Origin of the sequence: Agromyces albus (assembly GCF_004134825.1) — a bacterium.
In the GTDB taxonomy this organism is placed as follows: domain Bacteria; phylum Actinomycetota; class Actinomycetes; order Actinomycetales; family Microbacteriaceae; genus Agromyces; species Agromyces albus.
This window is the reverse complement of record NZ_SDPN01000056.1, coordinates 1-19,383: the sequence shown is the minus strand read 5'-3', so window position 1 is coordinate 19,383 and position 19,383 is coordinate 1. Positions and strand designations below refer to the sequence as shown.

Sequence of the window (19,383 nt, the reverse complement as noted above, 5' to 3'; positions counted from 1 at the left end):
GTGCGCAACGACTGCGCGAGCGCGGCAACGTGCCAGAGCGGCTGCTGCCCGGCCGGCCAGCCGTCACCGCGCTCGGCGGCGAGCGGGGCGTCGCCGAGCGCCGGCATCGCCGCACGGAGCATCCGCTCGAGGGCTGCCGGGTCGTCGGCGTAGACGAGGTCGAGGGCCGCCAGGCCTGAGGCATCCAGCGTGTGCCGCGTACCGCCGACCTCGGCGACGACCACGTCGGCCTGATCGCCGAGTCGCCGAGCGGCCCAGGCCTCGAGGCGCGGGTCGGCGATCGTGCGCGGGCGCGTGGTCGACCACCCGATCGCCCCCTTCGGCACGACCGCGATCGCGGCCTGCGAGAGTTGCCGGGTCGGCGCCCGCACTCCGAGGACGTCGAGCCGCGGGTCGACGCCCGCGCCGCTGCCCATGGCGTCCATCGCGGCCGACGCGCGGGCCGCGTTGCCCGAGGAGTACTGCACGACCGACTCGGCGAGCAGCGCGTCGGAGAGCGCGTCGAGCGTCTCGGATGCCGCCGTCATCGCCGCCACGACCATGGCCCACTCGTCGTCGCCGACGGCCGGCCAGGTCTCGACGAACACGCTCTTCGGCCGGGCGGCGAGCTTCGCGCGGAGCGGCGGCTGCGGCGCCGAGAGCGACGTGATCGGGAACTGGCGCAGCAGCGACAGACCGTCGACGACATCGGCGACCGCGGCCCGCGCCTGCGCCCGCTCGGCGTCGGCGTCGACCGCCCCGAGCTCGTTGCCCAGTTCGTCGATCGCCATCGGCGCGAGCTCGCGCAGCGTGAGCTGGAACCGAGCGGCCTGCGTGCCGGCCAGACCGCGCTCGATCTGGTAGCCGAGGAGAGCGCCGATCGGCTGGCCGCCGTGCACGCCCTCGAGCACCCGCCGCAGGTCGGCGCCGCGCCGGCTGGTGAGGTCGATCGCGAACGGGTGGGCGCCGTCCTTCGCGCCGATGTTCGACCGGTGCGCACTCGCGAGCACGCCCGCCGCGACGGCGTGGGCGGTACTCGGCGCGTGTATCCAGCCCTCGGGCTCGCCGCGCTCGGGCGTCAGGCGCAGGTCCTCCACGTACCCGAACGCGCCGAGGGTGAGGCCGGTCGGGTTCGCCTCGGCGAGGGTCGCCCGGCGCGACGAGGCGAGCGCCGTCGCCCAGGCGTCGACCCGGTGCGAGGCGACATCGAGGGCGTGCGCGACCGCGGTCCGGCGCTCCTCGATCGGCGCGGCCGCGAGCGCGACCATGGCCGCCTGCACCTCGGCGCGCACGCCGAACCAGTCGAGCAGCCCCGCGATCGCGTGCGAGCCGATCCACTTCGCGTGCGCGTCGTCGCCGAGGTCGAGGGCGACCTGGGCGAGCGACGTGCGCGCCTCGGCGACCGGCTCGATCGCCGCGATGGACAGCTGCTCGGCGGGCTGGCCCTCGACGTGCCGCACGGCGCGCACCGACTCGGCCGCCGCGAAGAACCGCGCCGAGACCGCGTCGGCATTGCGCGCGTCGTCTCCCTCGACATCGCCCTCCGGGCGGTCGAGGCCCGCGCGCACGAGCTGCACGATGTCGGGCGAGAGCTCCAGCCGCTCGAGCAGCGGCGACACGAACTCGTCGGGCGCGACCCGCAGCCGCAGGTGCTTCACGTCGTCCCAGGCGAGGTCGAGCAATGCCTGCAGCACGCTGTCGACCTGCGGCGTGCGGTCGGCGAGGATCTCCACGACCACGGCGGCGTCCCGCTCCGAGACGAAGGGCAGGTTGATCGTGCGGGTCTGGTCGTGCAACGACGCGGGCAGCAGGAGCCGGGCCGCATCGACCGAGTACTGGGACAGCACGGCTCGCTTCAGCAGCACCTCGGCGTCGACGGATGCCCCCGCGCCGGTCGCCGCGGCGAAGAGCGTGAGGTCCGGCCCGTCGACCGCGGGCCTCGCCCGCACGCCGACGGCCTCGGGGCTCGTGCCGAGCAGGTCGAGCAGGGCCTCGTCGGTTACCGAATCGCCGGGTCGCACGCGGGGTAGCGTCGCCGCCCTGTCGATCCAGCGGCGGAGTGTGCGGCGGATGACTGGCACGAGTGAGGCGGTCGTGTCGCCGCCGCGCGGGCTCCACGCGTCGAGGTCGGCGATCGGCAGCACGCCGTACGGTTGGGCGCCGACGCGGATCGTGGGCGCGGGGCCGGCGCCCCGCACGTGGTCGCGGTGCAAGCGCCGCGCCGACTCGATCGTCGCGGGCGTGACGCCCGGCACCTCGGCGTCGTCCAGTCGCTGCAGCACGGGCTCCCAGGTCGCGAACCACAGCGCGGTGTTCGCCGCGCGCTCGGTCGCGTCGATGTCCGATCGCGGGTCGGCCGGATCGAGCAGGCGCTCGATCGCGACCGGGTCGAGCCCGAGCGCGGCCGCGAGGGCGCGCACGTCCGTGCCCGGCGGCGGGGTGTCGATCGGCGGCTCGCCGGGGGCATCCGACGCGCGGTACGGCGACCGCTCGGCGTCGGCGTTGTTCGTGGGCGTGCCGGGGGCGAGCAGCCCGAAGCCATCGCTGAACCGGTGGCTCCGCAGCAGGTCGGCGAGCTCGGCCGCGTTCTCGTCCTCGGAGGCGCTGCCGCGCACGCCGACGACAACGAGCCGGTCGACGACCTGTGTGCCGGCCGGCAGTGTGAGTTCGACGCCGAGCCCGGCGGCCTTCGCGGCATCGAAGTCGGCGATCCACTCGGAACCCGCGGGCATGGTCAGCCCCTCCGCGGTGCTCGCGACCTCGTCGAGGTTCGAGAGCGCGACGGGTGAGATCGGGATGTCCCGCGCCAACGTCTCGCCGCGCGCCGTGACCGGCGCCGAGCCCCGCGGGAACGCGCGCACGACGAACCGATCGGGCAGGCAGCGGGCGACCGTGCCGCGCGTGACCTCCTCGGGGGTGTCGGGGAACGCCGGCGCGCTGCCGGCGGTGCCGCGATCGGCGAGGTTCGCGGGCGTGGTGGCCTGCGCGACCCAACCGGCACGCCGGGCGCCGACCGCGGTGACGAGGTCGCCCCACGCGGCGGGATCGTCCTCGTCGTCCCACCGACGGGTCCAGTAGGCGCGACCCGCGGCCGTCTCGTCGGGTGTGACGGCGCGCAGCAGTGCGTCGACGTGCACCTCGTCGGGGGTGATCCGCACCCGTAGGGTCGACGTGCCGGACTTCAGCTTCGTCTCGACGCGTACCGGCAGCAGCACGAGCGGCACCTCGGGTGCCGCGTCGCACGGGTCGACCCGCTCGCGGAGCGCGTCGATGACGGTGGCGATGCCGACGTCGACACGCCCCAACTCGGCGAACGACAGTCGTCCGCCCGAGGCGATGAGCGCGCGCCGCTCCTCGGCGAGCCGCGCGACCTCCGCTCGTGCAGCGGCAAGCTCGGCGGGGATCTCGAAGGGCATGGCTACGCTCCCGTCACGATGAGGTCGGTCGCCTCGAAGGCGACGCGGGTCGGGTGGTGCAGCCGGTCGAGCGCGAAGGCGGCGCCGTTCGGCTTCGTGCTGCCGAGGTGGTCGGGCGAGTTCGGCGCCGCCTCCTCGCCGTCGGGCAGCTCGAAGCGCGTCGCGCTCGGGTGCTCGGCGATGACGATCCACCAGCCGGGTCCGTCGAGCTCCTCGACCGACAGGTCGACGCCGACCACCGCGATGTCGGGCTCGAGGTGCTCGGCGAACAGCACGCTCGCCGTCTGCTGTGGGCTGCCGGGCGCCTCGAACACCGGCTCCTGGGGCGTGCCCTGGTTGCGGATGGCCTGGATCACGAGGTCGGGGAATCGACGCACGAGCTCGCTGCGCACGACGATCACCGCGCGGCCGAGCCGGTCGTCGCCGTCGTCGGGGGCGGCAACGCCGCCGACCGCGACGTGCCGGCCGAGTCGCGTGCGCGGGAAGGCGTGGATGGGCGCCAGCACCTCGTCGTGCTGGGGACTCCAGAACCGGTGGAAATACGTGCCACGGCGGTCGGTGGGGTAGCCGCGCCAGAGCAGCTCGTGGCCGAACTCGTCGCTGAGGCCGACGAGGAACGCCTCCATGAACTCGTCGTTCGTAGAGAGAACCGTCACGAAATCGGAGTCCGGCAGGAGCCCCAGGCCTGGCACCAGCCAGTCGCGGTCATAGTCGTCGAGCGCGCGGTACATGGGCCGGTCGAACCGCGGGGCTGCCATGATCGGCGCAATGAATGGCTTGAGCCGCCACCGCTCGGCGAGGCGGTCGGAGAGCCGGATGCGCCCCTCGAGCGACTGACGCACCGTGACGCGCGGGTCGAGCGCGGCCGTCAGCTGCGCCGAGGTCACGCTCAGCCGGTCGCGGTGCGGCACCGGCATGATCTGGAGCAGGCCGCCGGGGTCGACGAGCTCGGTCATCGCCTCGCGAACCTCGACGAGCTGGATGCCGCCGATGGACTCGACCACCGGCGCCAGCTTCCGATCGGCGTGTGCGCCCAGCTTGCCGATGGCCTCGATGCGCTCCCGGCCCTGCACCTGCCCGATCTTCGTCAGTACGCCGACATCGATGCGCACGCCTTGGCGGAGGAGGCGGTCGGGTCGGACGTCGATGCCATCGAAGTCGATCCGGCCCGGCTCGCGGGCCACCGGCCGTCCCGGCTCGACGCGGCCGGGCAGGCCACCGTGGTGCACAGGTCCAACCGGGCCGCCGGGTCGCACAGGGCCGCCGCCGTGTCCTCTTGGCCGCACCGGGTCGCGGGGTCGCACGGGACCGCCGCCGGGCCCACCCGGATGCAGGATCGGCCCGAGCCGGTCGATCAGTCCGTCGTTGATCCGCACCGCCGCATCCTGCAGCCTGGTGCCGATGTGGGTGCCCGCCGCCGTCTTCGAGAGCCCGAGCCCGGCGATCACCGGCCCGAGTCGCTCGGCGCGCACCGCCTCGAGCGCTGGGATCGTCGACCGCCGCAGCAGCCGGTCGCCCCAGCGCTCGGTGAACACGCGGCCCGGTTCGAACGTCGTGTCGATCGCCCCCCACCGCTCGGGGCGGGTGAGGTGGCTCGCGAGACCGCCGAGCTCGAGCTTCGACGTCGCCAGCTCGAGCTGCGCGAGCACGGCGTCCGGCGAGAGGTCGAGTGCCTTGGCGACCGCCGTGCGGTCGAACGTCCGCAGCACCTCGGCCGAGATCGCGGCCACACCCTCGGGGTTGGCATACACGCGCGTGAAGTCGCGCAGCCCTGTGGCATCCGCCACGAGTCGCCCCGCGCGCCGTTGGGTCGCGACATCCGCCCGCCGCACGAGCGGTCCACCCGGCCGCGTGACCCGCCGGAACGCGCCGAGCTTCACGGTCGCCGGCGTCGCGCTGCGGTCGACGGCGGCCGACAGCGTCGTGCCGGCGGCGAGCGTGATCCTCGTCGACATCGGCGCGGCGACCTGCACGAGCCGATCGATCGCGAGCGCATCGACGCGTGCGTGCAGCCGCGACGCGAGCAGCTCCGCCAGCTGCGCGAGCGCGATCGCGCGGTTCGCGGCCTCGACCTCGCCGAGCTGCGCCCACGCGGACTGCATGAGCGGTTCCTGGTCCTTCTGCACGACGCGCGTGCCGAGGCCGGCGACGATACGGGCCGCCGGCCGCAGGTTGAGCTCGGCGAACCAGTCCGCGTCCTCGTCGCCCGCCACGGATGCCACGCCGCGCTGCAGCTTCGCGTAGATGCGGGGGCCCACGATCGGCAGGTCGGGGATCGCCGGGGCCTGCCCGTCGCCCGCGGCCGCCCGCTCGATCACGCCGGGGCGGTCGAGCTCCTCTCGGAGGTCCTCGGTGAGCGCGTCCGGCCACGTTGCCGTCTCGGCCACGGCCTGCTCCGCCGAGGGCGGTGTCGGCGAGAACAGGGCGCACCGCAGTACCTGCTTGCCGCCCGGCTCGTCGGTTGCGAGCGCGCGCAGCGGTCTGCCGGGAATCGACGCGTCGATGAACCGCCGGCCGACCTGGTAGGGCGCGACGACGCCCTGCAGTCGCAGCGCGAGCTCCTTGAAGTCGCCGTCGGGACCGGTCGTGAACTCCCACCGGTCGAACGCGGGCAGCCGCACCGGGTCGTCGGACCCGGGCCCCCACGCCGGGTCGAGCGTGCCGCCAGTCAGTCCAAGCCCGCCGCGCACGCCCGCGTCGGTCGTCGGCACGAGCGCGGCGACGTACGCGGTGCTGTCGCGCAGCACACGCGGCGAGATGATCCGCGACAGGTTGATGGGCGCATGCGCGGGGGAGAGGCGCACCTCGAGCGGCTTGTCGGCGGCGACGTTGCGCGACGCCTGCGCGTGCGCCCACAGGTGCGACTGGGCGAGGTCGGGCAGCTGGTCGAGCGGCGCCTGCAGCACCGGCAGGAACGCGCCCGGCGGGATCGGCTCCCATTCGACGAGCTCGCGTGGCACCACGACGAGGGCGAGCCACGGCCGCACGAGCGCCCCGGCGGCCGCTGCTGGGCTGAACGCCCACGGCAGCTCGGGTCGGTCGAACTCGATGTGCGCCAGCACCGTCTCCTCCGCGGTCGTCGCGCCCGGCGCGGGGTACCGGCGGATCACCTGAGCGCCGTCGAGCGCGCGCACGTCGCCTGGGCCGTACAGCGTGACCGTGAGCGACGCGCTCTCACTGCCGCCGGCGCTATCGGCGAGCGGTACCGTGATCGTCGAGGTGGACCGGATCGCCCCGGCCGCCGGCGGGACCGCCGCGGCGCCGAGCCCGCCGAGCGCGGATGCCGCGAACTGCAGCTGCTCGAGCGCCACCTCACTCTCGACGTACTCCTCGTCGGGCGAGAGGTCGAGCTTCCACGCGTCGCGCACGAGCTTCGTGCCGGTGACCGTGGCGGCGAGCGGCGCGACGACGTGCTTCGCCACGGCGTCGATGTCGGCCATGTCAGCTCCTCACCATGAGTCGGGTGGTCGGGACGCCGGCCGCGGCGGCGGCATCGGCGACGAGCGCCGCCTCGCTCGAGCTCAGCGCCCCGAATGCGGCGAGCGCGCCCGCCCCCGAGACCATCGAGGCGGACGAGAGCAGGTCGGCGCCGCTCACCGCGTCGGCGACGATCGATGCCCCGTGCGGCGCGACCTTCACCGGGTCGTCGGGCGGGGTGACGGGCTGGTACGGGTTCCGGCGCTGCTCGAAGGCGCGGCCGGCGAGCGACGTGCCGGCGAACACGGTCGAAATGGTCTCGAAGGCGCCGAGGAACTCGGTGAGCACGAGCCGGTCGTCGGGGTTGCGGACGTACGTGTGGTAGACGACGTCCGTGTCGACGGATGCTCCCACTTTCGGCGTCGTGGCAGCGGCCATCCGGCAGCCGCCGAGAAGGTCCTCGAAGCCCGAGCGGGCGAGCAGCTGCTCGCCCTCGACGTCGAAGTAGTGGCCGGGTGCGAACGCGGTGCGCGCCTCGCTGACGGCGGCGAGCTGGCCGGCCGAGGTGGTCGGGTCGCCGACCGTGACCATGTCGGCTTCGACGGGGGACTCGCCGATGTGGCTGATCTTCACGCCGAGCGGGACCACCGACTGCACGACCTCGAGTGCGGCGAGCGGATGCGCCATCCGGCCGGGCACATCGTCGACCTGGGCGAGGGTCACGAGCTGCGCGGCGTGGTCGGGCAGCTCGACCTTCCAGGCGTCGTCCTCGCGCATCGCCTCGGCAGCGAGAATGAGGGCGTCGACCTTCGGCGCGAGAGGCCGGGGCTTCTCGCCCCACTCGATCGGCCCGAGGTCCTCGTCGAACGTGGGCAGGAACCAGACGTCGATGCGCACGTGGCCCTGGAGCTTGTAGGGGGTGGTCCCCTCGAGGGAGCCCTTGAACTGCACCGACGCGAAGGAGCATCCGAAGACCTCGATCTCGACGCCCACATCGATCGAGACCTTGAACAGGAATCGCGGCGACCAGACGAAGATCATGTCGAGCTGCAGCCACGCGTGCGCGCTCGCGACCGCGAAGTCGGCCCACAGGTCGCCGCGCACGCCGAGCTGCACGCTGCCGGCCGTGAGCGCGAAGTACGCCTTGATCTGGATCTTCAGCACCTTGACCGGCGAGATGTCGATCGTGATGCGCTCGAGGTCCTTCAGCCGCGGCTTCTGGCCCGTGAGCTGCTCGTACTCGGGGTGGTAGCCGCCGATCGACAGCTCGAACGCGCCACCCCCGTTCCAGCCGATGTAGAGGCCGAGATCGCCTGAGATCTTGATCTCGCCGATCTTCGAGTCGCGCATCCGGGCGTACAGCTCGAGGTGGTCCTCGGTGACCGCGACGTATACGTCGGCGCGGATGTCGGTGATGGGCTTCTCCTTGGTCGGCACCCGCACGCGGAGCGAGCCGAGGATGACGAACATGAAGTCGGGCAGCGCGAGCACCACCCCGACCTTGATCTCGACGAACTTGGCCTGCGAGCCCCAGCCGAGCTCGGCGATGGGCCCGAACACGAACGCGCCCTCGCGCGGCGGGAACACGTGCGCGACCTTGTCGATCAGCTGCGGCGCCTCGGCGACGGGGTCGTCGGGGAACAGCATCTTGTCGATGACGTGCGTCTTCATTCCCTCGCGCAGCGCCTCGAGGTCGATGCCGCGGTCGAGGGCGATGATGCCGCCGACGCCGTTGAGGGTGAAGCCGAAGCTCAATTCGATCGGCGTCGGGAAGCGCACGCCCATGACGAGCACGAGCGAGAACGGGTCGGGGGAGAGCACGACGATCGCGTACACGCCGACCTTGAGGATCTCGAGCTGCACGACGCCGCCGAACTCGACGCGCTTGATCTTCGTGCCGTCGGGTGCGGTGTACTCGCGCTCGACCCGCTGGATGAACCCGCCGCCCGTGACGGGGCCGGCCTTGATCCGCAGGCCGACCTGGTCGGGCCAGCGGGGCGTGACGGGGAGGTCGGCGAACATCACATGGTGGTCGGCCACGCCGTTCATGTCGACGATGAACCCGGCGCCGACGACCTGCATGCCGACGGCGTCGCCGAGCTTCGCCGCGATCGACGTGGTCAGCTCGAGGCCGGTGGCCTCGCGATCGGGGTTGCGGAGGATCCCGAGGGCAACCTCGCGGAGCTCGACGCCGGGGAACGAGAACCGCACCGGCAGCACGGCGCGCTCGTTGCCGCGGCCGTCGCCGAGGTAGAACCCCTGCGCCGTGTCGAGCGAGACGGCCGTGTGGCTGGTGGTCTTCGGGTCCGACGAGCCCGGCATGACCTTCTTCAGCAACGGGTCGTTCGTGATGCCCGGCTCCAGCATCGTGCGCAGCCGGATGCCGAGGATCGCGACGTCGCCGCGGAACCACTTGCCGTTCCGTTCGATCAGCTCCGGCTTCTCGGCCTCGGTCGGGCTGGCGACCTCCCGGTCGCTGAACTGGAGGAACGCCTCGAACTTCACCTGGTCGAGCTTCATCGCCCCGAGGTTCGCGGTCGGCAGGTCGTCGAGGAGCGCCACGAGCACGAACTGCCCGCCGGCGCGGTCGAGCGTGAGCACGTCGCCGAGCTTGTCGACGAGGTCGTCGACGCCGAGCACGCTCGAGCCGAATGCGTTCAGCAGGTTCGCCGAACCCTCGCCGAGGTCCTTCCACGGCTGCGCCCACGGGTTCCAGAGGTCCATGAGGCCGTCGCGGATGGCCGCGTCGACCGTGCCGTCCGGCTTCTTCGCGACCTCTTCGGCGATGATCGTGTACGCCTGGTCCATCGCCGCGAGCGCGGTGCCGATGCGCACCGCCACGCGACCGGCGACGTCGAGGTTGAAGTCGTCGTCCTGCAGGTCGGTGATCGACTGCTGGACGTTCGTCTTGATCGTCTTGGTCTGGTTTTCGATGCGCTTCGCGATCGCCTGGACGATCGGCGTCGCCGCCTCGATGTCGGCCTTCAGCTGGTCGAACCGGTCCTTGATCTCGCCCGCGGAGAAGCTCGTCACGAGCGACTCGAGGAACGATCCCGTGTCCTTGAAGGTCGTGCCGGAGAGTGCGCCGAGGCGCGAGTTCCCGAACGCCTCGATGCCCCTGATGAATCCTGTGCCGATGTCGGTCATGGGCCGCCCGTCGCCCTCGGTGTTTCGCCGTTGGCACGTCCGCGTGCCGCCACCATGTGGACCCTCAGCCCGTCCGTGCGGAGTGCCGCAAGCTCGCGCTCGCTACTCCGCCGGCCTGCCCAGAGTCGGCAACCCGCGCGACCATTGCGCGGAATCCCCCCGAATTCCTGCCGTCGCCCCAACCGACGGCATATCCGAGGGTAGACCCGCTCGAAGGCGACGGCATCACCCCCGTGCGGGGGGCTTCCCGCGACTGGACGGCGGCGCACGCGCTCCAGCACACACGATCCTGCTTCTTCGTGTGGCGGACACCTGAATTCGAATGTATGTTCGAATCAGCAAGGAGCACCATTGGACCGCAAACCCATCCGTTACGACGCCGACACCTGGCTCTGCATCCGGAACGATCCAGCCCATCCCAAGGCGATCATCCGCCGATTCAGGGATGTGAAGCGTGGCGACGTCTACCTCGTCATCAAGTGGGACGTCGACCCCGCGAAGCAGGTCTTGATGGCTTCCGCGGCGACACTCGAGCGAGCCAACGAGCTCGTCCGATACGACCCCACGCCGACGGGCCGGGAACGATTCGCCGGATACCCCGACTTCGCGGGTGAGGCGCGAGGGAAGCCGTAGATGCCGCGCACATCATCGGCAGGGTGAGCAGCGTCGCAGTCGTTCGATGCTCATCGATGGGAGGCGCTCGCCGCCGATACCGGGCAGTTGCGCTGATCCAAGCGTCTTCCCCGCCAGTGCCGCGGTGCTTCCGCGAGCGTAGAATCGCCTCGTCGGAGGAGGCCCCTCATGGAGTTCGAAGTTTCCACGACCATCGATCGCTCGGCCGCCGCCGTCTGGGATTTCTATGCCGTGCATCATGTGCAGAATCATCCACGCTGGGATCCCGACATGTCGCTCGAGCAGGTGACGAGCGGTCCGATCGGTGTCGGCACCGTCATCAAGCGGCGCTACATCCGCTTCGGCGTGTTCGTCGAAGGGACCATGGAGATCGTCGAGTTCGACCCTCCCCGGGCGATGGGCGCGAAGATCCACGACGGCCAGACCGAGATGACCGGGCGCGCGACCCTCACCGCCGAAGGGCCGAACCGTACTCGACTGACGACTCACGTGGACATCTACGGCGCAGACCCGTCGATGGCCGAAAAGATCACGCCGCTCGTGCAGCAGGGCTACGAGACCATCAAGCGGCTCGTCGAATCCGAGTACGAGCCCGGTTCCTGACCCGAGCACGACTCCGACTCGGCCACTCAGCGCCGCCGCCACGGGCTCCGCACGGCACAATCGCTGTATGGGGTTTTCGCGCGCCGATCTCGAGTCCTTCCGCGGGGCGAACGTCGACGACCTCATGCCCGAACATCCGAGGCTCGTGTTCGTGGGGATCAACCCCGGGCTGTGGACGGCCGCGACGGGAACCCATTTCGCTCATCCTGGCAACCGGTTCTACCCGGCGCTCGCGGGCGCCGGCATCATCCCGCGCGTGCCCGGCTTCTCTGCAGGGCTCACCGAGGAGGAGCGCCGGATGTTCCTCGACGCAGGGATCGGCATCTCCAATCTCGTGCACCGGGCCACGGCGCGCGCCGACGAACTCGACCGGGCGGAGCTGCGCGATGGTGCAGCTCGCCTTGCCGACGACGTTGCCCGGTGGCATCCGCGCGTCGTCGCGGTCGTGGGCCTCACCGCCTACCGAACGGGCTTCGATCGCCCGAAGGCGCGTGCCGGCCTTCAGGACGAGCGGATCGGCGGTGCGCTGCTGTGGGTGGTGCCGAACCCGAGCGGACTGAACGCCCATGCCACCGTCGCCGACCTCGCCCGGGCGTATGCGGAGCCGGCGCGAGCCGCCGGGATCCCGCTTCACCCCCAGTCGACGGATGCGACGCCCACGCAATCATCGGCCGAGCGCGCCAAGCCCTGATTCATGCCGCATGAGCGCCCCACCTCACCGCGAATGCGCCGTCAGCGCCATCCGTGACCTCGCAACCGAACCTGCCGCACTCGCGCCGCAGGATGGCGAGCAGCCAGCGGCGATCGACGCCCTCGGCGCGGTTGACGCGCAGTCGATGAACCCGGGTCGGAACCAGGCTCAGTTCACGCAGTTGCCCGGTGGCGGCATCGATCACCGGAAAGTACATGAGCCCGAGATCATCGCGGAATTCGTCATGGCCCGAGATGCCTTCGTAGTCGTTGAGGAAATCGCCACACCCGTAGAGGATCAACCGGTCCTGATAGATCTCGATCGCCTTGGCGTGATGCGAGGAATGCCCGTAGACGACATCGACGCCGGCCGTGTCGATCAGGCGGTGGGCGAAGGCGCGCTGCTCGGGCGAGATCTCGTAGCCCCAATTGCCGCCCCAGTGCAGCGAGTAGACCACCACGTCATGGGATCGCCGGTGGCGTTGCACGTCGGCGGCGATGTGCGAGACGGTCGTTGCCGAAAGGTCGGGCAGGCGGTGCACGCCAGAGCGATCCGCACCCGCCGCCCAGCTCTCGGGCACGCCGCTGTCGTCGGTCGCGGCGGCGAACACGAGCACCCGCGCCTCGCCGGCCAACGGCAGGATTGCCGGCGCCTGTGCCGAAGCGAGGTCTGCACCCGCGCCGGCGACCTCGATCCGAGCACGCCGTAAGCTTCCGAGGGTCTCCACGAGCCCCTCGCGTCCCCAGTCGATGACGTGATTGTTGGCCAGCACGCAGCAGTCGATGCCGGCGGCGGCGATGCACGGCACGTTGTCGGGGTGCATGCGGTAGTGGATGCCCTTCGGCCAGGGACGATCGCTGCGGGTGACGCTGGTTTCCAGATTGATGATGCGCACAGCCGGACGCCGCTGCTCCAACGCGGCCAAGGCATCGCCCCACACGTAGGGGAACGCCACCGGCCGCGCGATCCCGCCCGATGCACGTTCGGCCAACGCCACGTACTCCACAGCACTCCGCATATACGACTCGTGCAGCGTCGGTTCGGACGGGTGCGGCAGGATCTGGTCGAGGCCGCGTCCGAGCATGACATCGCCGCACAGGAACAGCGTGACGGGAGTGGGAAGGCTCCGACGCCCTCGCATGCGGCGATTCTAACCGCTTGCTCTTCCTGAGCAGATCGCGAGCACGAGCCATCCGTCCCACTGGTATTGAAACTATCGATAGTGTTACTATCAGCAAGTGAAGATCTCCGAGGTCAGCCGGCGAACCGGCGTCACCGCCACGACGATGAAGTACTACCTTCGCGAAGGACTCGTTCACAGCGGTGAGCGAGTGGGGAGCAATCAGACCGCCTACGACGAGACGCATGTGCGTCGGGTCAAGCTCGTGCGGGCGCTCATCGAGACGGGCGGCTTGTCGATAGCCGACACGAAGCAGGTGCTCGCCACGCTCGATGCCGATGACATGTCCCTGGCCCACACCTTCGAGGCCGCCCAGCACGCACTCGGCGTCGGCGGCGCTTCGAGCGGCACAGGACGGCCGGAATCACGCGATCGGATCGCGGCTCTGTCCACAGAGCACGGCTGGAGGACGACCGCCGAGAACCCCGGCTTCGACGTCGCCGCGCGCGCGCTCGACGCGTTCTCGACCATCGGCTTCGCGCCATCCGACGAATTCCTCGATGCCTACGCTTCGGCGGCGGCGACCATCGCCAGAGCCGACCTGGCGGCCTTGACGACCCGCGATCGCCCCGAGCTCGTCGCCGAACTCATGGTGGTCGGAACAGTGCTCGGCGATGCCCTCATCGCTGGACTCCGACGACTCGCCCAAGAGAACGAGACGGCGGAGCTCTTTCCGGTGCACACCACGATCCACAACGAAAAGGATGCGAAATGACCAACCATGCAGTGCTCGGAGGAAACGGCGTCATCGGTCGCGAGACGATTTCGGCGCTACTCGCCCGAGGCCACTCCGTCTCGTCGGTCGGCCGCTCCGCGTCCGTGTCGGCCGGGGCGACGTCCGTCGTAGCTGATCTGCTCGACGCGGCATCCGTCATGAAGGCCGTGAAAGGTGCTGAGGTGGCCTACCTCACCGTCGGTCTCCTGTACTCGACGAAGGTCTGGCGTCGTGACTGGCCGGTGATCATGCAGAACACCATTGATGCGTGTCTCGCGCACGGCACGCGGCTCGTCTATTTCGACAACGTCTATGCCTACGGCCGAACGGATGCGCCGATGACCGAATCGACGCCGATCCGGCCCTCGAGCAGGAAGGGTGTCCTGCGCGCGTCACTGCTCGGCACGCTCGACGCCGTCGCCCGGGAACGCGGGCTCGACGTCACGGTCGGGCGCAGCGCCGACTTCTACGGGCCGGGAGCGGCGACGAGCGCGTTCAACACCTTCGCCCTCGACTACGTCGCCAAGGGAAAGCCGCCGGTCTGGCTCTTCGACTCGAACCAGCCGCACTCGATGACCTACACGCCCGACATCGGCGAAGCGCTCGCGGTGCTCGGCACCGACGAGCGCGCTCGTGGGCGAACCTGGCACCTGCCGACCGCGGCGCCTGCCCTGACCGGCGCCGAGTATCTCGAGCTCGCGACGGGCGGCGAGCTCGCCCACAAGACGATGACGGCCACGACCATGCGAGTGGGCGCGCTGTTCGTCGCTGAGGCGCGCGAGTCGCTCGAGATGGCGTACCAGTACACGGCTCCGTACGTGTTCGATTCGAGCGCCTTCGAGTCGACGTTCGGGATCGCCCCGACGCCCTATCGGGAAGGGATCGCCGCCGCTCAAGAGCAGGCGTCGGTATTGACCCGATAGGTGCGGCCGCGGCGGTCGGCGAGGATGATCGAGGGATGCCGACGTCCCTCGTGATCCTCGCCGACACGCACGTCACATCCCATGGGACACCGTTTCGCCAGCCGGCATGCGGCTGCTGAATCCGGGATCGCCCACGGATCGCCGGCGCCAGCCCACCGGCACGTACATGACCGCGGTGGCCGCTGACGGCCGCCTTCGAGAACTGCAGCTCATCGCGGTCGGTCCTCGTGGCGAGAGCCTGAGCGGGCATAGCATCGAGTCGTGAGCCTCGCCCCCGCGTCCCTGCCCTTCGTCGACGAGCACTCGGTGGCGATCGAGGCCGACCGCGAGGCCGGCTGGGTCTCACTGCAGCGGGTGCTCGAGGCGACGGGCTCGTCGGGGCTCGCCCGGTATGCGCGAATGATCCGCGCCGTCGACACCACGGCATCCGGGCCTCGACCGCTGTCAGAGGGCTCTGCGTTCCCCGGCTTCCACGTCGTGGCCGCCGACGAACCGCAGCACCTCGCGCTCGCCGGCCGCCATCTCTTCTCCGTTTACGCCCTGATCTTCCACCTCGACGAGGTCGCCCCGGGCCGCACGGTCCTTCGTGCAGAGACCCGTGCCGAGTTCCCGGGGGTGAAGGGCGCCATCTATCGGATGCTGGTGATCCGCAGCCGTGCGCACGTGCTCGCCACCCGGCGCATCCTGTCGGCGGTCAAGCGCGCTGCCGAACGGCGCTGAACCGCGCCTGCACATCGGCCCAGTTGACGATCTCCCAGAACGCCTTCACGTAGTCGGCACGCACGTTGCGGTAGTCGAGGTAGTAGGCGTGCTCCCACACGTCGAGCTGCAGCAGCGGCGTGACGCCGAGCGGTGCGTTGCCCTGCTGGTCGAAGAGCTGGAAGATCATCGGTCGGGCGCCCAGGTCGTCCCACGCGAGCACCGCCCAGCCTGAGCCCTGCACGCCGAGGGCGGTCGCTGTGAAGTGCGCGCGGAACGCGTCGAAGGAGCCGAACCCGTCGTCGATCGCCGCGGCGAGCTCGCCCTCGGGGGAGCCGCCGCCGTCGGGTGACATGTTCTGCCAGAACACACTGTGGTTGACGTGCCCGCCGAGGTTGAACGCGAGGTCCTTCTCGAGCTTGTTGACGTTCGAGAGGTCGCCGCTCTCGCGGGCCTCGGCGAGTTGCTCGAGGGCCGCGTTGGCACCGGTGACATAGGCCTGGTGGTGCTTCGAGTGATGCAGCTCCATGATCGTCGCCGAGATGTGCGGCGCGAGGGCGGCGTAGTCGTAGGGCAGGTCGGGCAGCGAGTAGGTGGGCATCCGGATGTTTCCTTTCATCGAGCCGGCCCGCCGAGTGCGGGCCGACGTGGTCAGAGGTCTGGGCTGTCGCTGTCGAGGCGATGGAATCGACGATCGTGGTAGACCAGTGGCGGTGACGGCGGTCCGAAGCTCACGTCGAGCACCTCGGCGATGACGAGCGACGAGCTTCCGACCGGAACGATGTGCAGCGGTCGGCAGCGGAGTGCTGCGCGGGCGTCGGAGAGCAGCGGTTCGCCGGTCTCGAGCCGCGCGAATCCCTGTTCCGTCGTGAAGCGCGGTTCGCCCGACCGGGCGAACGCGCGTGCGAGGTCGACGTGATGGTCGGCGAGGAAGTGCACGATCAGGGTGTTGGCGGCGAGCAGTCGGCCCGCCGACCCGGTGGCTCGCGTCACCGAGAGCGACAGGGCCGGCGGATCGACCGCTACCGACGCCACGCTCGACGCGGTGAGCCCGACCGGGCCCGATTCCGTTGCCGCCGTGACGAGGGCGACGCCGGCGGGCTGGGCGCGGAACGCGGCCTTGAACGACTCGGCGAGCGCCGTCGATTCGAGCGCTCGCGTGGCATCCGTCACCGGGGGATCACCGTACTCGCTCGTCGCATGCCCTCCAACGTAAAACCTCAAGTATGGTTGAAGTCAAAACGGAGGGAATCGGATGTCGCCTGAGCGCCAGCTCGCCCCAGAGCACGACGCATCGGCACGGCACGCACCCGACGAACTCCTCACGGTCGGCGAGATGAGCCGTCGTACCGGCGTCGCCGCCTCGGCGCTGCGGTTCTACGAGGAGCTCGGCCTCATCGCGTCGATGCGCACCGCCGGCAACCAGCGCCGCTACCCGCGCCACATGCTCCGGCGCGTCTCGCTCATCGCGGTCGCGAAGCGGCTCGGCATCCCGCTCACCGATGTGCAGGCGGTGTTCGAATCGGTTCCGCTCGACACGACGCCGAGCCATGCCGACTGGCAGCGGGCCTCGCGCCGCTGGAAGCGGCAACTCGAGGAACGCCGTCGCGGCCTCGAACGGCTCGAGCGGGAACTCACCGGATGCATCGGCTGCGGGTGCCTCTCGATGAAGGCGTGCGGGCTGCTCAACCCCGACGACGCCCTCGGCGACGACGGCGTCGGACCGCGAAGACTGGGGCCGACCGGGCCCGCGTGACGGCAGGCCGCAGGAGGCGTCTCAGCTCTTGAGCGCGTCGAGGCCGGCCCGGTCGGGACGCACGAGTTCCAGGATCTCGGCATAGTGGGGGTTGTACATGATGCCGAGCACGTTGCCGAACGGGTCGACGACGGATGCCGTGCTGAAGTCGCCGTAGTCGATACGCGGTTGGTTGAGGGTGGCGCCGAGCGACAGGAGACGCTCGAGCGAGGCGTCGAGGTCGTCGACGTGCCAGAAGATGACCTGGCCGGCGGGCTTCTCGGTGGGGGCAGGTCCGTAGGCGGCGTCGACGAGTCCGAGTTCGTCCTGGTAGTCGCCGATTCGGAACTCCCGGTATCCCGGCACCTGGTCGTAGTAGGGCGGCACGCCGAGCAGCTCGGTGTACCACTTCGTGGCGGCGTCGAGATCGGCGGCGAAGTAGTTGACGGTGGCGAATCCTCGCAACATGATGTGTCCCTTTTCTGACGATGAGTTCGGCCTTCGTGGTGCTGAATCAAGTATCGAACGCATAAGTGCTCACCTCCTGACTACTTTGTTTGCGAGTATTGGACCATGCGTGCCGATCGACTCGTAGCCACCCTCCTGCTCATGCAGGCTCGCGGGAAGGTCACGGCTGCCGAGCTCGCCGAAGAGCTCGAGATCTCCGTCGCCACCGCTCGCCGCGACCTCGAGGCGCTGTCGGCGGCGGGCATTCCCGTCTACCCGCAAGCCGGCCGCGGCGGAGGCTGGCAATTGCTCGGCGGTGCCCGAACCGACCTCAGCGGACTCACTTCGGTCGAGGCGCGTGCGCTGTTCCTCATCGTGGGGCCCGCGGCATCCGTCGCTCCCGAGGCGAAGTCCGCGTTGCGAAAGCTCGTTCGCGCGCTGCCCGACACCTTCCGCGCCGAGGCCGAGGCCGCCGCCGAAGCCGTCGTCATCGACCCGGCGCAATGGGGAAGACCGCCACGGGAGCAGCCCGAGATCGTGAAGCTGCTGCAGGCGGCGGTCGTGCAGCGCAAACGCGTGCGGCTCAGCTATCGCGGCTGGGATCGCGAGCCCGTCGTACGCCTCGTCGACCCGTGGGGTCTCGTCGAGAAGCACGAGGTCTGGTATCTGCTCGGCGCGGTCGACGGTGCCGAGCGTACGTATCGCGTCGATCGCATCGTCGAGGCGAACGTCGTCGATGAGGCGGCGCAACGCCCCGCTGACTTCGATCTCGCCGACGCGTGGGAGCACGTCATGCGTGAGGTGAACGAGCTTCGTGAACGCGCGTCGGCGGTGGTGATCGCCGACACGGCGATCCTGCCGTTCCTTCGTGAACGCTTCGGTGAACGGTCGATGAGTGCGGAACCCGTCGACGAACAACGCACCCGGATTCGCGTCACGGCGCCGACCGAATCGCTGCTCGCGCGCTCGCTCGCCGGCTGGGCTGACCGCCTCGAAGTGGTCGAACCCGAGTCGGTTCGACTGGAGCTCAAGCGGCTCGGTTCCGAGCTCGTCAGACGCAATTGAACAGTGGGAGCGCGTTCTCGGCGTGCATGACTTTCACAGGGAAAACTGAGGTTCTGTCCAGAAGTCCTCGCCAGACTGGCCACTTCGCCCGGGCGCCCCCGCCCGAGGAACGCCGATCAAGAGTCGCCGGTGGCCCGAATGCCGCGCGACTCGCCCATGTGAAAGTCATGCAGAACCAGATTCCTTCCTCTCAGAACTCAGATCCCACGCCCGAAACGGGCCCCTTGGCCGTTCGTCCCCGTCGTCGCCACTCGCGGCGCGGCTGGCGCGGTGGGCCCCTCATCGCAGCCGGCGCCGTCGTCGCGATCGGCGCCATGGTCGGCACCGGTTTCGCGGTGCAGTCCACGGTCGCCGCGCAGAATGAGAGCATCGAGGCGACTGCTGCCCTCACCGCCGCCGGCGACCTCGACGTCGAGCAGCTCGGCTCGCACGCCGGCATCCTCGAGGCTCGCGCTGTGAAACTGGCCGAAGACACGCTCACCGGCGCCGGTGACACGATCGCCGCAGCGCAGGGCAAGACGGATGCCACGCAGCTCGCGTCATCCGTCGCCGCCCTCGACGACTACAAGCTGCTCGCACCCGAGCGGGTGTTCGATCTCGTCGAGACGACGAAGTCGCACGCCGCGACGGTGCAGGCCGCACTGGCCGAGGCCGATCGCGTCGCAGCCGAGCAGGCCGCCGCGGCCGCGGCCGCAGCGAAGGCCGCCGCCGAAGCCGCTGCACAGGCCGAGCA

Annotated in this window: 15 protein-coding genes and 2 pseudogenes; 10 read left to right on the top strand and 7 right to left on the bottom strand. The window is 70.4% G+C overall.

What is annotated here, in order from left to right:
- From ESP51_RS18670 to ESP51_RS18660, 3 genes are all read right to left on the bottom strand, one after another.
- On the bottom strand, positions 1–3,395 hold a 3,395-nt coding region (locus tag ESP51_RS18670; RefSeq protein ID WP_206737358.1), incomplete at its 3' end, for a hypothetical protein.
- 2 nt (positions 3,396–3,397) lie between these two features.
- Complete coding sequence (locus ESP51_RS18665; RefSeq protein WP_129522397.1) at positions 3,398–6,835, bottom strand: hypothetical protein; 3,438 nt, start codon at positions 6,833–6,835, stop codon at positions 3,398–3,400.
- 1 nt (position 6,836) lies between these two features.
- The gene (locus ESP51_RS18660; protein ID WP_129522396.1) at positions 6,837–9,959 is read right to left on the bottom strand and encodes a DUF6603 domain-containing protein; all 3,123 of its coding nucleotides are present in this window, start codon (positions 9,957–9,959) and stop codon (positions 6,837–6,839) included.
- A 351-nt stretch (positions 9,960–10,310) separates the two neighbouring features.
- Between ESP51_RS18660 and ESP51_RS18655 the strand changes: the two genes are divergently transcribed.
- The 3 genes from ESP51_RS18655 to ESP51_RS18645 all read left to right on the top strand — a co-directional run bounded on the left by ESP51_RS18655 (position 10,311) and on the right by ESP51_RS18645 (position 11,886).
- The gene (locus tag ESP51_RS18655; RefSeq protein WP_129522395.1) at positions 10,311–10,592 is read left to right on the top strand and encodes a hypothetical protein; all 282 of its coding nucleotides are present in this window, start codon (positions 10,311–10,313) and stop codon (positions 10,590–10,592) included.
- A gap of 168 nt (positions 10,593–10,760) precedes the next feature.
- Positions 10,761–11,195, top strand: coding sequence for an SRPBCC family protein (locus ESP51_RS18650; protein WP_129522394.1), 435 nt, complete (start codon positions 10,761–10,763; stop codon positions 11,193–11,195).
- Positions 11,196–11,262: 67 nt separating this feature from the next.
- Entirely contained in the window at positions 11,263–11,886 is a 624-nt protein-coding gene (locus ESP51_RS18645; protein ID WP_129522393.1) for a mismatch-specific DNA-glycosylase, read from the top strand.
- Position 11,887: 1 nt separating this feature from the next.
- Here the strand turns inward: ESP51_RS18645 and ESP51_RS18640 are convergent, their stop codons facing one another.
- Entirely contained in the window at positions 11,888–13,027 is a 1,140-nt protein-coding gene (locus ESP51_RS18640; RefSeq protein WP_129522392.1) for a CapA family protein, read from the bottom strand.
- Positions 13,028–13,124: 97 nt separating this feature from the next.
- Between ESP51_RS18640 and ESP51_RS18635 the strand changes: the two genes are divergently transcribed.
- The 4 genes and pseudogenes from ESP51_RS18635 (at position 13,125) to ESP51_RS18620 (ending at position 15,424) form a co-directional block, all read left to right on the top strand.
- On the top strand, positions 13,125–13,781 hold the full coding sequence (locus tag ESP51_RS18635; RefSeq protein WP_129522391.1) for a MerR family transcriptional regulator: 657 nt from the start codon (positions 13,125–13,127) through the stop codon (positions 13,779–13,781).
- Positions 13,778–14,704 carry an NAD-dependent epimerase/dehydratase family protein gene (locus ESP51_RS18630; protein WP_129522390.1) on the top strand — a complete coding sequence of 309 codons (927 nt, stop codon included), beginning with the start codon at positions 13,778–13,780 and terminating at the stop codon, positions 14,702–14,704. The genes ESP51_RS18635 and ESP51_RS18630 overlap by 4 nt, the downstream gene beginning before the upstream one ends.
- A gap of 73 nt (positions 14,705–14,777) precedes the next feature.
- Positions 14,778–14,969, top strand: a pseudogene (locus ESP51_RS21135) (hypothetical protein); the annotation flags it as partial.
- A complete protein-coding gene (locus ESP51_RS18620) occupies positions 14,966–15,424 on the top strand; it encodes a hypothetical protein (protein WP_129522389.1) in 459 nt (152 codons plus the stop codon). The pseudogene ESP51_RS21135 and the gene ESP51_RS18620, both read left to right, overlap by 4 nt.
- On the opposite strand, the gene ESP51_RS18615 is transcribed toward ESP51_RS18620, so the two are convergent.
- Both ESP51_RS18615 and ESP51_RS18610 read right to left on the bottom strand, forming a co-directional pair.
- Positions 15,399–16,004 (bottom strand): superoxide dismutase, encoded by a 606-nt coding sequence (locus tag ESP51_RS18615; protein ID WP_129522388.1) that lies wholly within the window; start codon positions 16,002–16,004, stop codon positions 15,399–15,401. The genes ESP51_RS18620 and ESP51_RS18615 overlap by 26 nt on opposite strands.
- A gap of 50 nt (positions 16,005–16,054) precedes the next feature.
- Complete coding sequence (locus ESP51_RS18610; protein WP_129522387.1) at positions 16,055–16,576, bottom strand: flavin reductase family protein; 522 nt, start codon at positions 16,574–16,576, stop codon at positions 16,055–16,057.
- Between the two features lie 82 nt (positions 16,577–16,658).
- On the opposite strand from ESP51_RS18610, the gene soxR reads away from it, so the two are divergent.
- Positions 16,659–17,159, top strand: a complete 501-nt coding sequence (gene soxR, locus ESP51_RS18605; RefSeq protein ID WP_129522386.1) for a redox-sensitive transcriptional activator SoxR — start codon at positions 16,659–16,661, stop codon at positions 17,157–17,159.
- Positions 17,160–17,180: 21 nt separating this feature from the next.
- Here the strand turns inward: soxR and ESP51_RS18600 are convergent, their stop codons facing one another.
- Complete coding sequence (locus tag ESP51_RS18600; RefSeq protein ID WP_129522385.1) at positions 17,181–17,606, bottom strand: VOC family protein; 426 nt, start codon at positions 17,604–17,606, stop codon at positions 17,181–17,183.
- A gap of 105 nt (positions 17,607–17,711) precedes the next feature.
- Between ESP51_RS18600 and ESP51_RS18595 the strand changes: the two genes are divergently transcribed.
- Both ESP51_RS18595 and ESP51_RS18590 read left to right on the top strand, forming a co-directional pair.
- Positions 17,712–18,650, top strand: coding sequence for a helix-turn-helix transcriptional regulator (locus ESP51_RS18595; protein WP_129522384.1), 939 nt, complete (start codon positions 17,712–17,714; stop codon positions 18,648–18,650).
- 224 nt (positions 18,651–18,874) lie between these two features.
- Positions 18,875–19,383 (top strand): annotated as a pseudogene (locus ESP51_RS18590) (hypothetical protein); the annotation flags it as partial.

Bases quoted from the DNA above. Each gene is read 5' to 3' on its own strand.
- ESP51_RS18665 (WP_129522397.1), bottom strand. From the start codon at position 6,835: ATGGCCGACATCGACGCCGTGGCGAAGCACGTCGTCGCGCCGCTCGCC.
- ESP51_RS18660 (WP_129522396.1), bottom strand. From the start codon at position 9,959: ATGACCGACATCGGCACAGGATTCATCAGGGGCATCGAGGCGTTCGGG.
- ESP51_RS18650 (WP_129522394.1), top strand. From the start codon at position 10,761: ATGGAGTTCGAAGTTTCCACGACCATCGATCGCTCGGCCGCCGCCGTC.
- ESP51_RS18645 (WP_129522393.1), top strand. From the start codon at position 11,263: ATGGGGTTTTCGCGCGCCGATCTCGAGTCCTTCCGCGGGGCGAACGTC.
- ESP51_RS18640 (WP_129522392.1), bottom strand. From the start codon at position 13,027: ATGCGAGGGCGTCGGAGCCTTCCCACTCCCGTCACGCTGTTCCTGTGC.
- ESP51_RS18630 (WP_129522390.1), top strand. From the start codon at position 13,778: ATGACCAACCATGCAGTGCTCGGAGGAAACGGCGTCATCGGTCGCGAG.
- ESP51_RS18615 (WP_129522388.1), bottom strand. From the start codon at position 16,004: ATGCCCACCTACTCGCTGCCCGACCTGCCCTACGACTACGCCGCCCTC.
- soxR (WP_129522386.1), top strand. From the start codon at position 16,659: ATGTCGCCTGAGCGCCAGCTCGCCCCAGAGCACGACGCATCGGCACGG.
- ESP51_RS18600 (WP_129522385.1), bottom strand. From the start codon at position 17,606: ATGTTGCGAGGATTCGCCACCGTCAACTACTTCGCCGCCGATCTCGAC.
- ESP51_RS18595 (WP_129522384.1), top strand. From the start codon at position 17,712: ATGCGTGCCGATCGACTCGTAGCCACCCTCCTGCTCATGCAGGCTCGC.